Origin of the sequence: Mycobacterium sp. 050128, from assembly GCF_036409155.1 — a bacterium.
Taxonomy (GTDB): domain Bacteria; phylum Actinomycetota; class Actinomycetes; order Mycobacteriales; family Mycobacteriaceae; genus Mycobacterium.
Genome location: NZ_JAZGLW010000003.1, coordinates 415513 through 429288, shown reverse-complemented (window position 1 = coordinate 429288; position 13776 = coordinate 415513). Strand labels below are relative to the sequence as shown.

Genomic DNA, 13776 nt, shown 5'->3' with positions numbered 1-13776 from the left:
GGGAGCTCTAGCCTTGGGCCACTCGGAGTTCGAGGCCGATGTTGTTTTCCATGCCGCCGCGCAGCTTGCTGAAGAAATTGAAGACCGCGCCAACGACGCCGTAACGCTTGCCGATCGCGTCGTAAACGGTGCCGGTATCCGACTTGTCGAGCAGGGCCGCGGTGCCCTCGACCGCCTCGCTCGTCGGGCGACCACGCATGGTGCAGGTCGCCATCGTCACGCGGGGTGTATTACGAATCCGCTTGACCTTCCAGGAGTTTGCCTGCGTGATCACCAGCAGGCGGTCGCCGTCCGGAGCGGTCCAGATCGGGGTTGGCTTGGCTCGGCCGTCCTTGGTGAAGGTGGTCAGCAGGATGTATTGCGCCTTGGCGAGGTCGGCAAAAGTGGGCGTCACGGTCTCAACCTACCTGTGAACGTTGACATTCTCAGCAGTCAGCTGTCATGGTGTTAAGTGAAAACATCGTTTTCGTTTAAGAAACTGGGGCTACGACCGGAGCGAGGACACGCGTGAGCGATTCGAACACGCCGATGGCATGGCTGCCGTTCTCGATCACCGAGGCAGCGCTGGGGGGCGCCGAGGCCGACGATGTCGACCTGTCCCAGGCGTGGTCGTATCTGCAGGACCGACTGCGCGACGCGGCGCAGATCGTGCAATCGGACCCGGCCAGCCGAAATCGGGTCGACCTCGCCGCGGGAATGCGCCACCTGCTGGTGCTGCTCACCGCCGGCATTCACGAGGTGCTGCGGTTCGACCCCGATCCCGTCCTGTGTGTGCAGCGCACCAGCACCGACGATCTCGTGACCTGGGGAATGGAGTGTCCGGACTGCATTTACACCAGCGCCGTGCTGCACGGGGGTGAAAGTTACCGGTTGTTCGGCAATCGGGGCACCGCACGCTACGTCGGCCTGCAGACGATGAACGGCATCGTCGCAACCGCTAACGAACTGGTCGACGAACTCGAGGTCGATGCCGACGGGAACTTCGAGGTGGTGCTGTCCGCTTCGGAGCAGCCGGCGGGCAATTCGATGCGGCTCGACGGCGATAATCCGACATTGACGGTGCGGCACTTCTTCTACGACTGGGACACCGAAGTCGCGTCGTCGCTGCGCATCGAACGGATCGGCGACCCGGTTGCCGCCGCCGGCCGCGCGGTCGATCCGGCCGTGGCGATGGCACGACAGCTGGTCGCCCTCGGCGATTTCGTGCAGGACAACCTCGCGTTCTTTCTCCAATTCGGCGCCGCGGCTCCGACGAACGGATTCCTGCCGCCGATCGACCGCTCCGATATGGGCGCGGCCGCGGAAAACCGGCCGGTGATCGGCCGTTGGGAGCTGGGCCCGGGCGAGGCGCTGATCGTGGAATCCGAACCGCCCGAAGGGATTTACTGGAGTTTTTCCATCGGCAACCCGTGGTGGGAGACGATTCATTACGGTCGTCATCAGTCCAGCCTGAATGCCTTTCAGGCTGCGCTGGATTCCGACGGTCTGGTGCGCGTGGTGCTGTGCTCGGAAGATCCGGGCGTCGCGAATTGGCTTGACACCGCGGGCTTCAGCAATGGGCCGATCATCTTGCGTTGCGTGCGAACCAAAACGGCGCCGACGCCGTCGACGCGAGTCGTGCCGTTCGACGACCTGCACGCGGCTTTGCCCCCGGACACCGCGACGGTGTCACCCGAGCAGCGGGCACGCATCATTGCGGCGCGCCGCACCGCCGTGCGAGAAAGGTTCGCCTGATGACGTTTGACGCCGACGATTTGGAGAACGGTGCACGTGCGGCAACCGGTCTCGAAGATTTCGGATCTCCGTACTATCGCGAGGGACTCGATCGCATCGTCGACGCGCTGAACACCGAGGCCGACCTCAATGACATCGGTCAGGTCATCCAGCACGCGACCCTCAGCAACGCGTTGATTCAGCGCCTCAGGGTCGAGGACACCTACCGACAACATCCCGAGATCGACGACCAGGTGGTCGACGGCCCGGTGTTCGTGATCGGCCTACCCCGCACGGGCACCACGGCATTGAGCCAGCTGATCGCCGCCGATCCGCAATTCCGGTCGCTGCGGACGTGGGAATCTCAGGCGCCCACCCCGCCGCCGGAGGCCGCGACACAGCACACCGATCCGCGAATCGCGCAGGCCGAGGCGGGTCTGAAGATGCTCGACGACATGTTCCCGCTGATGAAGACGATGCACAACTCCGAAGCGACGGCCGCGACCGAATGCCAGGACTTGATGGGAATGAGCTTTCGTACCTTCCACTTCGACGGCGCGGTGCGCGCCCCCGGATATCTGGCGTGGCTGATGGACTGCGACATGCGCGAGACGTATACCTTTCACCGACGGGTACTGCGGCTGCTGCAATGGCACTGCCCGCCGACCCTGTGGCACCTCAAGACCCCGGTGCACATGTTCGCGCTCGACGCGCTCGTCGAGGCGTACCCGAACGCCAAATTCCTCTGGAGTCACCGCGATCCGGCCAAGGTGCTGGGTTCGGTATGCAGCCTGATCCAGTACGTCCGCAGCTGGAGCAGCGACCGCAACGATCCGCACGAGCTGGGCGCCGAGCAACTCGACAGCTGGGTCGAAGCCGTCCGGCGCGCAATGGATTTCCGTTCCCGAACGGGGAACGATCGCTTCGCCGACGTCTCCTTCGCCGATTTGCAAACCGATCCGGTGCGCACGCTGCAAGCCGGCTACGAACGCCTGGGGTTGAGCTTCACCGACGCCGCGTCGAACGCGGTCAGGCGATGGGCCGAAGAGCACAAACCCGGCTCTCGCGGCGCACATGACTACGACCTCGCCGAGTACGGCCTGACATCGGAGGGGGTTCGCGAATGCTTCGCGGACTACCTCGCCACCTACGATGCCACCGCCTGACCACACGACCGCTCCTCGGACCCGGCGCCGCGACAAGCTGGAGCCAGATCCGGCCGTGCGCCGCGAGATTCTGGCGGCCGCGTCGACGACCCTGCGCGAGCAGGGGGTCCCCGGCTTGAGCATTGCCGCGGTGCTGGACCGCGCCAAGTTGAGTACCCGCGCCTTCTACCGGCATTTCGACTCGAAGGACGAACTGGTCGCCGCGGTGTTCCTGGAGACCGCGCGTGCGGAGCGGCGACGGCTGCAACGGCGAATGTCGGCCGCCGGCACCGAGATCGAAGCGGTCGCGGCCTGGATCGACGGGCGGCTCGACCTGGCGTTCGACGACAAGATCAAATCCGATTTGCGGCGGCTGTCGCTGGAAGCTCAATCGCAAACGTCGATCTCCCCCAGCCTGATTCAGCCCGCATACGCCGAAATGCTCAAGCCGCTCAGCGATGCGCTGCGGCGGGGGCTGCAGGCCGGCGTGTTCGACCACATCGACCCGGTAAACGACGCGGAGTTCATCCAGGGCGTGGTGTGGGCGAGCATCAACCGGCAGTGGCGAACCGGCGATTGCGACCGCACCGAAGTCCGCGACGACGCGCTCCGGTTCTGCTTACGTGCGTTGGGCGTAGCCCTCGGTGCGATCAATCAGACCTGTTCAAACGACTGACTGAGGGAGTATCGATGGACCTGGGTTTTGCCGGATCGACGGCGGTGGTGACCGGTGGGAGCAAAGGGATGGGATTGGCCATCGCGGAAACCCTTGCGGCCGAAGGCGCCAGCGTGGCCGTGATGGCACGAAGCCGGGAAGCGCTCGATGCCGCCGTGGAATCCCTTCGCAGAGCCGGCGCTCCCGACGCCGTCGGCATCAGCGTGGACATGGGCGCAGCTAATTCCATCGCCGACGGTTTCGCCGCCGTCTCCGAGCGCTGGGGTCGACTCAACAGCCTGGTCCACACCATCGGACCGGGTGACGGGTACTTCGAGCAGATGGACGACACCGACTGGGACGCCGCGTTCGCGCTGGGCACGATGTCGGGCGTGCGGTCGATTCGCGCGTCGTTGCCGCTGCTGCGCGCGGCGGACTGGGCCCGCATCGTGACGCTGTCCGCGCACTCTATCCAACGGCAGAACCCACGCATCGTCGCCTACACCGCGTCGAAGGCAGCGTTGGCCAGCGTTACCAAGAATCTGTCCAAAAGCCTTGCCGCGGATGGCATCTTGGTCAACTGCGTGTGTCCGGGAACCATCGTGACCGCCAGCTTCACCGAAAACCTGAAGGACATCCTGGCGGCCGACGGCCTTGACGCCACCGACCCGCACGACGTCATGACCTGGATTGACAACAACTTTCATCAGCCCTGCGACCTTGGTCGGGCCGGGCTTCCCGAAGAGGTCGCATCCATCACCGCCTACTTGGCATCCCGGCGCAACGGCTACGTCACCGGGGCGACGGTGAACGTGGACGGCGGATCCGACTTCATCTAGCGGGCCGCGTCAGCCCTCCAGGTCACCCTCGGTTTCCAGCAGCGCCTGGCGCAGCCCGTCGAGGGTTTCCTGCGTCGGCTCGGCCCACATGCCGCGCCCGGCGGCCTCCAGCAGTCGTTCGGCCATGCCGTGCAGGGCCCACGGGTTGGATTCCGTCATGAATTTGCGGTTCTCCGGATCCAGCACGTAGCGCTCGGTCAGTTGTTCATACATCCAGTCCGCCATCACCCCGGCGGTGGCGTCGTAGCCGAAGAGGTAGTCGACGGTGGCCGCCATCTCGAATGCGCCCTTGTAGCCGTGCCGGCGCATCGCGGTCATCCAGCGGGGATTGACCACCCGGGCCCGAAATACCCGCGTGGTCTCCTCGGACAGCGTGCGGGTGCGGATCGCGTCGGGTCGGGTGTTGTCGCCGATGTAGGCGACCGGCGCCCTGCCGGTCAGCGCTCGCACCGTGGCGACCATGCCGCCGTGGTATTGGAAGTAGTCGTCCGAGTCGGCGATGTCGTGCTCGCGGGTGTCGGTGTTCTTGGCGGCCACCGCAATTCGCCGGTACTGACGATTCATGTCGTCGACCGCCTCGCGGCCGTCGAGGTCGCGTCCGTAGGCGAAGCCGCCCCAGGCGGTGTACACCTGGGCGAGGTCGGCGTCGTCGCGCCAGTTCCGGCTGTCGATCAGCTGCAGCAGCCCAGCGCCATAGGTGCCCGGTTTAGAACCGAAAATCCTTGTGGTGGCGCGGCGTTGGTCGCCGTGCTGGGCCAGGTCAGCCTGCGCGTGCGCGCGGACAAAGTTTGCGTCGGCGGGCTCGTCCAGTTCGGCGACCAAGCGCACCGCGTCGTCAAGCATCGTGACGACATGGGGGAACGCGTCGCGGAAGAATCCCGAGATGCGGACGGTGACGTCGATCCGCGGGCGGCCCAGCTCGGCAAGCGGAATCGGATTCAATCCGATCACGCGGCGCGATGCGTCGTCCCACACAGGCCGAACACCTAGCAGCGCAAGGACTTCGGCGATGTCGTCGCCGGCGGTGCGCATCGCCGAGGTGCCCCACACCGACAGCCCGACCGATTGCGGCCACTCTCCATGGTCATCGCGATACCGTTCCAGCAATGAATCGGCAAGCGCGACACCGGCTTCCCAGGCCAGCCGCGACGGCACCGCCTTGGGGTCCACGGAGTAGAAGTTGCGGCCGGTGGGCAGCACATTGACCAGGCCGCGCAGCGGTGACCCGGACGGCCCGGCCGGTATGAACCGGCCGTCCAGGGCCCGCAGTACCTGGTCGAGCTCGGCTGCCGTACCGGCCAGCCGGGGCACTACTTCGGTGGCCGCGAATCGCAGCACCGTGGCCACGTCGGCGTTGTCGGTGATCGTGTCGGCGGCGTCGGGGTCCCAGCCACTGGCTTGCAGCGATGCCACCAATTCGCGGGCGACCGCCTCGGTTTGATCGACCGTGTTCCGCTCGTCGGTGCCGTCTTCGGCGAGACCGAGCGCTTGTCGCAAACCGGGGATCGCATGCTCGCCACCGAACAGCTGGCGGGCCCGGAGAATGGCGAGCACCAGGTTGAGTTCTGCTTCCCCCGTAGGCTTTTGCCCGAGGATGTGCAGCCCGTCGCGGATCTGGACATCCTTGATCTCACATAGCCAGCCGTCGACGTGCAGCAGCATGTCGTCGAACGAGTCTTCTTCGGGCCGTTCGGTCAGGCCCAGATCATGGTCCATCTTGGCGGCCCGGATCAGCGTCCAGATCTGCTGGCGGATGGCGGGCAGCTTGCCGGGATCCAGCGCGGCGACGTTGGCGTGCTCGTCGAGCAGTTGCTCCAAACGCGCGATGTCGCCGTAGCTTTCGGCACGGGCCATCGGCGGGATCAGGTGGTCGACGAGCACCGCGTGCGCCCGGCGCTTGGCCTGAGTGCCCTCGCCTGGATCGTTGACCAGAAAGGGGTAGATCAACGGCAGGTTGCCCAGCGCGGCGTCGGATCCGCATGCCGCCGACATGCCCAGCGTCTTGCCCGGCAGCCACTCCAGGTTTCCGTGCTTACCCAGATGCACCACCGCGTGCGATCCGAATCCGGTGTCGAGCCAGTGGTAGGCGGCCAGATAGTGGTGACTCGGTGGCAGGTCCGGATCATGATAGATGGCAACGGGATTCTCGCCGAACCCGCGCGGCGGCTGCACCACCACTACCAGGTTGTCGGATTGCATTGCGGCGATGACGATCTCACCGTCAGGATCGTGGGTGCGATCGACGAACAGCTCCCCGGGCGCCGCGCCCCAATGGGCCTCGACGGTCGCGCGGAATTCTTCGGGCAGCGTGGCGAACCAGTCGCGGTAGTCCGCGGCGGACACCCTGACCGGGTTGCCGGCCAGTTTCTCTTCGGTGAGCCAGTCGGGGTCCTGCCCGCCGCGTTCGATCAGCGCGTGGATCAGCGCATCGCCGTCGTTGGCGTCGATTCCGGGCAGATCGCCCACCCGATAGCCGCGGTCGCGCATCGCCCGTACCAGGGCCACCGCGCTGGCCGGGGTGTCCAGTCCCACCGCGTTGCCGATGCGGGCGTGCTTGGTGGGATACGCCGAGAACACCAGGGCCACCCGCTTGTCCGCGGGGGCGACGTGTCGCAGCTGCGCGTGCCGGATGGCCAGGCCCGCGACCCGCGCGCAGCGTTCGGCGTCGGCCGCATAAGAGATCAGCCCGTCGTCGTCGATCTCTTTGAACGAGAACGGGACGGTGATGATGCGCCCGTCGAACTCGGGCACCGCCACCTGAGTGGCCACATCCAGCGGGGACAGGCCGTCGTCGTTCTCGTGCCACTGCTCCCGCGAGCTCGTCAGGCACAGCCCCTGCAAGATCGGAATATCCAGGGCGGCAAGGTGTTCGACGTTCCAGCTGTCGTCGTCCCCACCGGCCGACACGGTCGCGGGCTTTAGTCCCCCGGCGGCCAGCACCGTGACCACCATGGCGTCGGCCTCGCCGAGCCGGTGCAGCAGCTCGGGCTCGGCGGTGCGCAGCGACGCGCAGTAGACGGGCAGCGGTCGTCCGCCGGCCTCTTCGATCGCCGTGCACAGCGACTCGATGTAGGCGGTGTTGCCGGCCAGATGTTGCGCGCGGTAGTACAGCACCGCGATCGTCGGCCCGTCGACGGTCCGCGATTGCGGCCGTTCCAGTTCGCCCCAGGTCGGGGTCACCACCGGCTCGGTGAAGCCGACGCCGGTCATCAGCACGGTGTCGGACAGGAAGGCGTGCAGCTGGCGCAGGTTCTCGACGCCACCGTGGGCCAGGTAGATGTGCGCCTGCACCGCGATTCCGGCGGCCAATGTGGACAGTCCGGTCAACTCCGCGTCCGCGGCCTGCTCGCCACTGACCAGGATCGCCGGAATGCCACTCGCGATGACGGTGTCGATGCCGCTTTGCCAGGCGCGATACCCGCCGAGGATCCGGACCACCACAATGTCCGCGTCGGCCAAGAGGTCGGGCAGTTCGTCATCGGACAGCCGCGCGGGGTTGGCCCATCGATAGTTTTTTCCGCTGGAACGCGCGCTGATCAGGTCGGTGTCGGATGTCGACAGCAGGACGATCGTCGGCTCAGCCACCCATCATTCGTACCGTAACGCGACCGGTGGGCGGACGGCGACCGCTCAGGTCCCGGTGCAGATGCTGATGAAACGTATGGGCGCGCAGATGCTGACCCAGACGTGCGGCCGCGGACCGGACCACGCCGGCGGAGGCGGCGGGGGTGGCGGAGCGGCCGGCGGCGCCGGAGCCGGCGCCTGCGCGGCGACGACGCACGTGTTGGTTGGCGCGTCGTAGATGGTCCCTTCGCCACATTGGGCTGCTCGACTTACTGCCGGCGACATCGCCGCCGCGGTAATGGCGAGCGCGAATGCGGTCGGGAGGATGAGTGCCAAGCGATTCGCTATCCCGAACATCACAGCTCTCCGTGCGACCCAGTTCCCCCCTCAGCAAACATTGCCACAAATGGCGCTAGACCGCGCGTGTTCATGCCGTTTTCAAGTAAGTGCCGCCGCGATTCGTGCGGCGACCTCGCCGGCCACGTCCGCCGACTCGGCCGCGTGGTAGCGATCGGCGGCCGGGTCGTACGCCGCCCCCGCGATCGACCCGTGATCGGCCGCCAACTCCACCAGCTGCACCGGCCACCCCACTCCTTCGAGCTGGGCAGCGAAGTCGCGGCTTGCGGTCACCGGAACCACGTCGTCGTCCAGGCCGTGCAGCAAGGTGAACGGCGGGCCGTCCCGGCCGGGAGTCAGTTCGTCGCCCGGGATGCGACCCGTGATCGGGTCGGGGACCGTGAAAGCGCCTGCCAGACAGAAGGTATGGGTCAGCGGGAGCTCCCGGTAAGTAAGGGTCAGACCTGCCGCCGCAAGGCCGCCCATCGACCACCCGACGAGCACGAAGCGGTCGCTGCGCTGCCGCATGAATTCGACTGATCCCAACAAATCCGCGCGGCCACCGTCGCGGGAATGGGAATCCCAATCGACCACCACGACGGTGGCACCGTGGCCGGCCAGCAACCGGGCCAGTGGCCGGACGACAGCGCGGGCATTGGCCTGCATGCCGTGCCATACGAGAATGGCCGGTTGAGTCGGGTCACCGAAGACATCGGCCAAGCGCCCCGGGGCGTACTCCATCGTCTGCACTACGCGAGTGTGCCCATCACGGCCCACCGCAATCTTCGGACTTGTCGGTAGCCGTCGCTACTATCGAAAGTATGTTCGATGGCTTGCAGGACACCGCCGAGCTAGCGCGCGTTGACGATGCGGCCGTGGTCGCGGCGATCGCGGAGTGGACGCGAGCCGAAGCCGCCGCTTCGTCGCGCCGGCTGGCGGCCATCGCCGAACTGGTGCGCCGCCACGCTATGGGGCCCGTCGACCACGCCATGTGGTCGTGTGACAACTGGGACGCGATGGCCGCCGAAGTCTCTGCCGCACAAGGTATCAGCCACGGCATGGCGTCCGGTCAGATGTATCTGGCCGTGGCACTGCGCGACCGGCTACCAGAAGTAGCCGCCCTCTTCTATGACGGCGCCATCAGCACGCGGCTGGCCGCGGCGATCGTGTGGCACACGGATTTGATCAAAGACCCGGACACGCTGCGACTGGTCGATACGGCACTGGCCAAGAATGCGACCCGCTATGGGCCGCTGTCGGTGAACAAGGCGGCGCAGGCCATCGACGCGATAGTCGACCGCTATGACCCCGGTGCCTTGCGCCGGATCCGAGCGGCCGCGCGCAGCCGCGACTTGGTGGTCGACCTGGCCAATGACGAGTCGGGAACCGCCGCGGTGTGGGGCCGGCTATATGCCACCGATGCCGCGGCTTTGGACAGGCGGCTCCTGCGAATGGCCCACGATGTCTGCGATGACGACCCGCGCACCCTCGGTCAGCGCCGCGCCGATGCGTTGGGCGCGCTCGCCGCGGGAGCAGAGCGACTCCGCTGTGGCTGCGACAACGCCGAATGTGCGGCGCGCCTGGAGTGCGACGAGCGCGCGACGGGTGTCGTCATCCACGTCGTCGCCGAGGCATCGGCGCTGGACACCGCGCCCACCACCTCGGGTGTTAACCGGCCTTCCGCGTTGATCACCGGTGGTGGAACGGTTCCCGCGCCACGGCTGGCCGAGCTGGCCCGGGATGGTGCGAGGGTGCGGCCGTTGCGTCATCCCGGCAACGACGCCGCGGCCGAGTCGAGTTATCGGCCCTCGGCGGCGCTAGACGCATTTGTGCGATGCCGCGACCTGACCTGTCGATTCCCCAATTGCGATCGTCCCGCCGAGCTCTGCGACGTCGACCATACGATCCCCTATCCGTTCGGCCCCACGCATCCGTCAAATCTCAAGTGCCTGTGCCGAAAACATCACCTGCTCAAGACTTTCTGGACAGCCTGGCGCGACGAGCAGCGGCCGGACGGTACCGTTGTCTGGACTTCGCCCAGTGGGCACAGCTACACCACCCGCCCCGGTAGTCGCCTGCTATTTCCCACGCTGTGCGTGTCAACAGGCGAATTACCCAGCGCGCCAAGGGCTGACGACCGGCCCGGCTGGCGCGGGGTAATGATGCCCACGCGGCGGCGCACCCGAGAGCAAGATCGCCTCAGCCGCATCAACGCCGAGCGTTCGCTCAACGCCGCACACATCGCCGAGCGAAATCAAGCGCCGCCGTTCTGAAGCTGCCTTACCGTGGATTACATGGCCCGAACCCGCGACAGCGACGCGTGCCCCGGTGCGCTTCAGGTGCATCAGGCCGCAGACGGCGCTCTGGTGCGCGTGCGACTGCCCGGTGGGATGATCACCGCCGCGCAACTGGCGGCGCTGGCCGGCCTGTCCAGCGGCTTCGGCTCGGGAACCTTGGAACTGACCGTGCGCGCCAATGTGCAGTTGCGCGCGATCACCGACGTGTCGGCCGTCGCTGAGGGCATCGCCGAGGCCGGGCTGCTGCCGTCCGCGACGCACGAACGGGTGCGAAACATCGTCGCCTCGCCGCTGTCCGGGCGCTCGGGCGGACGCGCGGACGTGCGGGCCTGGGTGGGCGCGCTGGATGCGGCGATCTGCGCCGAGCCCAAGCTGGTGGATCTGGGTGGCCGGTTTTGGTTCAGCATCGACGACGGCCGTGCCGACGTGTCCGGGCTGGGCGCCGACGTCGGTGTACACGTCTGCGAGGACGGGTACGCGCTGCTGCTGATGGGACGCGACACCGGCCTGCGCATGGCGGCCGACGACGTGGTCACCACGCTGGTCGGGGTCGCCGTCCGGTTCACTGAGATACGCGAAAGTGCTTGGCGTATCAATGAACTGGACGACATCGAGGATCTACTGCCCGGCGCCGATTTCGGCGCGGTCCCGTTTGCGCCGGTCTCCAAACCGCCGGTGGGCTGGATACCCCAGGACGGGCCCGGCCCGGAAGGCCGAGTTACGTTGGGCGCCGCAGTACCGCTGGGTGTGCTGCCCGCGCAGGTCGCGGAGTATCTCGCCGTGATCGAGGCACCGATGGTGATCACGCCGTGGCGCTCGCTGCTCGTGTGCGACCTCGACGAGGGCGTCGCCGATTCCGCGCTGCGGGTGCTGGCGCCGCTGGGTTTGGTGTTCGACGAGAACTCCCCCTGGCTCGACATCAGCGCCTGCACCGGCAGCCCGGGCTGCGCGCACTCGGCCGCCGACGTGCGGGCGGACGCGGCGAACCTCATCGGGACGGATTCGTCGGTGCATCGTCACTACGTCGGCTGCGAACGCGCGTGCGGCAGCCCACCGAGCGGACAGGTGCTGGTCGCTACCGGCGACGGATACCGGCTGCTTCGGCCGTAGGGTGGGCAGGTGCTCGACTACATCCGCGACGCGGCGGAGATCTATCGCCAGTCGTTCGCGACCATCCGCGCCGAAGCCGACTTGGCCCGATTCCCCGCCGACGTGGCGCAGGTCGTCGTCCGGTTGATCCACACCTGCGGGCAGGTTGACGTCGCCGAGCATGTCGCCTTCACCCGGGACGTGGTGGCGCGGACCGGCGCCGCACTACGAGATGGGGCTCCCGTGCTGTGCGATTCGTCGATGGTGGCCGCCGGCATCACCAAAGCACGGTTGCCCGCCGGCAACGAGGTCGTGTCGTTGGTGGCCGACCCTCGCGCACCCGAGTTGGCCGCGCGACGACAGATCACCCGCTCCGCGGCGGGCGTGGAACTGTGGGCCGACCGGCTCGACGGCGCGGTGTTGGCGATCGGCAACGCGCCTACCGCGCTGTTCCGGCTGCTCGAGCTGATTGACGAGGGAGCCGCGGCGCCGGTGGCGGTGCTCGGCGGGCCGGTGGGATTCGTCGGCTCGGCGCAGTCCAAGGTGGAGCTGATCGATCGCCCACGCGGGATGTCGTATCTGGTGGTGCGGGGCCGCCGCGGCGGCAGCGCGATGGCCGCCGCGGCCGTCAATGCGATCGCGAGCGACACCGAATGACGACCCGGGGCACGCTGTGGGGCGTCGGCCTGGGCCCCGGCGATCCGGAGTTGGTGACCGTCAAGGCGGCGCGGGTGATCGGCGAGGCTGACGTCGTCGCGTACCACAGCGCCCGGCACGGCCGCAGCATCGCCCGTGGCATCGCCGAACCGTATCTGCGGCCCGGTCAGATCGAGGAGCACCTGGTCTATCCGGTGACCACCGAGGTGACCGATCATCCCGGCGGCTACGCCGGTGCGATCGAGGACTTCTATATCGAGGCCACCCAGCGCATCGCCGCGCACCTCGACGCGGGACGCACGGTGGCGCTGCTGGCCGAAGGCGATCCGCTGTTCTACAGCTCGTATATGCATCTGCACACGCGGCTCACGCAGCGGTTCGACGCCGTCATCGTGCCCGGCGTGACATCGGTGAGCGCCGCGTCGGCGGCAGTCGCAACCCCACTGGTGGCCGGCGACGAGGTGCTGACGGTGCTGCCGGGAACCCTGCCCGTCGCCGAGCTGACCCGCCGGCTCGCCGACGCGGACGCCGCCGTGGTGCTCAAGCTGGGCCGTTCGTATCACACTGTGCGGGAAGCTCTTTCGGCATCCGGACGGCTGGACGAAGCGTTCTACGTGGAGCGGGCCAGCACTGCCGCGCAACGCATCTCGCCGGCCGCCGACGTCGACGTGGCCAGCGTGCCCTACTTCTCCCTGGCCATGCTGCCGGGCGGACGCCGGTTCGAGGAACGCTCGCCGGTCGGGGCCGTCGCCGTCGTCGGACTCGGCCCCGGCGACCACGACTGGATGACACCACAGAGCCGGCGTGAGCTGGCCGCCGCGACCGACCTGATCGGCTACGGCAACTACCTCGATCGCGTCCCGGTGCGCGACGGGCAGCAGCGCCACCCCAGCGACAACGCCGACGAACCCGCGCGGGCGCGCCTGGCCTGCGCGCTCGCCGAACAGGGTCGCGCGGTGGCGGTGGTGTCGTCTGGCGATCCGGGAGTGTTCGCGATGGCCACGGCCGTGCTGGAAGAGGCCAAACAATGGCCCGGGGTTCAGGTTCGCGTGATCCCGGCGATGACCGCGGCGCAGGCCGTCGCCAGCCGCGTCGGTGCGCCGCTGGGTCACGACTATGCGGTGATTTCGCTGTCGGATCGGCTCAAGCCATGGGACGTGATCGAGACGCGCCTGACCGCCGCGGCGGCGGCCGATCTGGTGCTGGCCATCTACAACCCGGCGTCCAAAAGCCGGACCTGGCAGGTCGGCGCCATGCGTGACATCCTGCTGACCCATCGCGAACCGGGAACGCCGGTGGTCATCGGCCGCAACGTGTCCGGACCCGACGAGGACGTGCACGTGGTGCGACTGGCCGACCTTGATCCGGCCGACGTCGACATGCGCTGCCTGCTGATTGTCGGTTCTTCTCAAACCCAGTGGTACACAGACGATTCCGGCGACAAGGTGTTCACGCCGCGGCGCTATCCGACCTGAAGCTCG

12 protein-coding genes are annotated in these 13776 nt (G+C 67.5%); 9 read left to right on the top strand and 3 right to left on the bottom strand.

What is annotated here, in order from left to right:
- Nucleotides 1-7: 7 nt before the first annotated feature.
- Nucleotides 8-394, bottom strand: coding sequence for a PPOX class F420-dependent oxidoreductase (locus SKC41_RS22790; protein ID WP_330979929.1), 387 nt, complete (start codon nucleotides 392-394; stop codon nucleotides 8-10).
- Between the two features lie 134 nt (nucleotides 395-528).
- Here SKC41_RS22790 and SKC41_RS22785 point away from each other — a divergent pair, with 134 nt between their 5' ends.
- Genes SKC41_RS22785 through SKC41_RS22770 form a run of 4 tightly spaced genes read left to right on the top strand, consistent with a single transcriptional unit; the run spans nucleotide 529 to nucleotide 4352 of the window.
- Nucleotides 529-1734, top strand: a complete 1206-nt coding sequence (locus SKC41_RS22785) for a hypothetical protein (protein ID WP_330980101.1) — start codon at nucleotides 529-531, stop codon at nucleotides 1732-1734.
- Nucleotides 1734-2879 carry a sulfotransferase family protein gene (locus tag SKC41_RS22780; protein ID WP_330979928.1) on the top strand — a complete coding sequence of 382 codons (1146 nt, stop codon included), beginning with the start codon at nucleotides 1734-1736 and terminating at the stop codon, nucleotides 2877-2879. Before SKC41_RS22785 ends, SKC41_RS22780 begins: the two co-directional genes overlap by 1 nt.
- Nucleotides 2866-3534, top strand: coding sequence for a TetR/AcrR family transcriptional regulator (locus SKC41_RS22775; RefSeq protein ID WP_330979927.1), 669 nt, complete (start codon nucleotides 2866-2868; stop codon nucleotides 3532-3534). The genes SKC41_RS22780 and SKC41_RS22775 overlap by 14 nt, the downstream gene beginning before the upstream one ends.
- Nucleotides 3535-3548: 14 nt before the next feature.
- Complete coding sequence (locus SKC41_RS22770; protein ID WP_330979926.1) at nucleotides 3549-4352, top strand: SDR family NAD(P)-dependent oxidoreductase; 804 nt, start codon at nucleotides 3549-3551, stop codon at nucleotides 4350-4352.
- 9 nt (nucleotides 4353-4361) lie between these two features.
- On the opposite strand, the gene cobN is transcribed toward SKC41_RS22770, so the two are convergent.
- Complete coding sequence (gene cobN / locus SKC41_RS22765) at nucleotides 4362-7937, bottom strand: cobaltochelatase subunit CobN (RefSeq protein WP_330979925.1); 3576 nt, start codon at nucleotides 7935-7937, stop codon at nucleotides 4362-4364.
- A gap of 61 nt (nucleotides 7938-7998) precedes the next feature.
- Here cobN and SKC41_RS22760 point away from each other — a divergent pair, with 61 nt between their 5' ends.
- Complete coding sequence (locus tag SKC41_RS22760; protein ID WP_330979924.1) at nucleotides 7999-8154, top strand: hypothetical protein; 156 nt, start codon at nucleotides 7999-8001, stop codon at nucleotides 8152-8154.
- A gap of 200 nt (nucleotides 8155-8354) precedes the next feature.
- On the opposite strand, the gene SKC41_RS22755 is transcribed toward SKC41_RS22760, so the two are convergent.
- Nucleotides 8355-9002 (bottom strand): alpha/beta hydrolase, encoded by a 648-nt coding sequence (locus tag SKC41_RS22755; protein WP_330979923.1) that lies wholly within the window; start codon nucleotides 9000-9002, stop codon nucleotides 8355-8357.
- Nucleotides 9003-9073: 71 nt separating this feature from the next.
- On the opposite strand from SKC41_RS22755, the gene SKC41_RS22750 reads away from it, so the two are divergent.
- Genes SKC41_RS22750 through SKC41_RS22735 form a run of 4 tightly spaced genes read left to right on the top strand, consistent with a single transcriptional unit; the run spans nucleotide 9074 to nucleotide 13770 of the window.
- Nucleotides 9074-10525, top strand: a complete 1452-nt coding sequence (locus SKC41_RS22750) for an HNH endonuclease signature motif containing protein (protein WP_330979922.1) — start codon at nucleotides 9074-9076, stop codon at nucleotides 10523-10525.
- A gap of 21 nt (nucleotides 10526-10546) precedes the next feature.
- On the top strand, nucleotides 10547-11659 hold the full coding sequence (cobG, locus tag SKC41_RS22745) for a precorrin-3B synthase (protein WP_330979921.1): 1113 nt from the start codon (nucleotides 10547-10549) through the stop codon (nucleotides 11657-11659).
- A 9-nt stretch (nucleotides 11660-11668) separates the two neighbouring features.
- Nucleotides 11669-12295: a precorrin-8X methylmutase gene (locus SKC41_RS22740; RefSeq protein ID WP_330979920.1), complete on the top strand. Its 627-nt coding sequence runs from the start codon at nucleotides 11669-11671 to the stop codon at nucleotides 12293-12295.
- Complete coding sequence (locus tag SKC41_RS22735; protein ID WP_330979919.1) at nucleotides 12292-13770, top strand: precorrin-2 C(20)-methyltransferase; 1479 nt, start codon at nucleotides 12292-12294, stop codon at nucleotides 13768-13770. Before SKC41_RS22740 ends, SKC41_RS22735 begins: the two co-directional genes overlap by 4 nt.
- The last annotated feature ends 6 nt before the right edge of the window (nucleotides 13771-13776 follow it).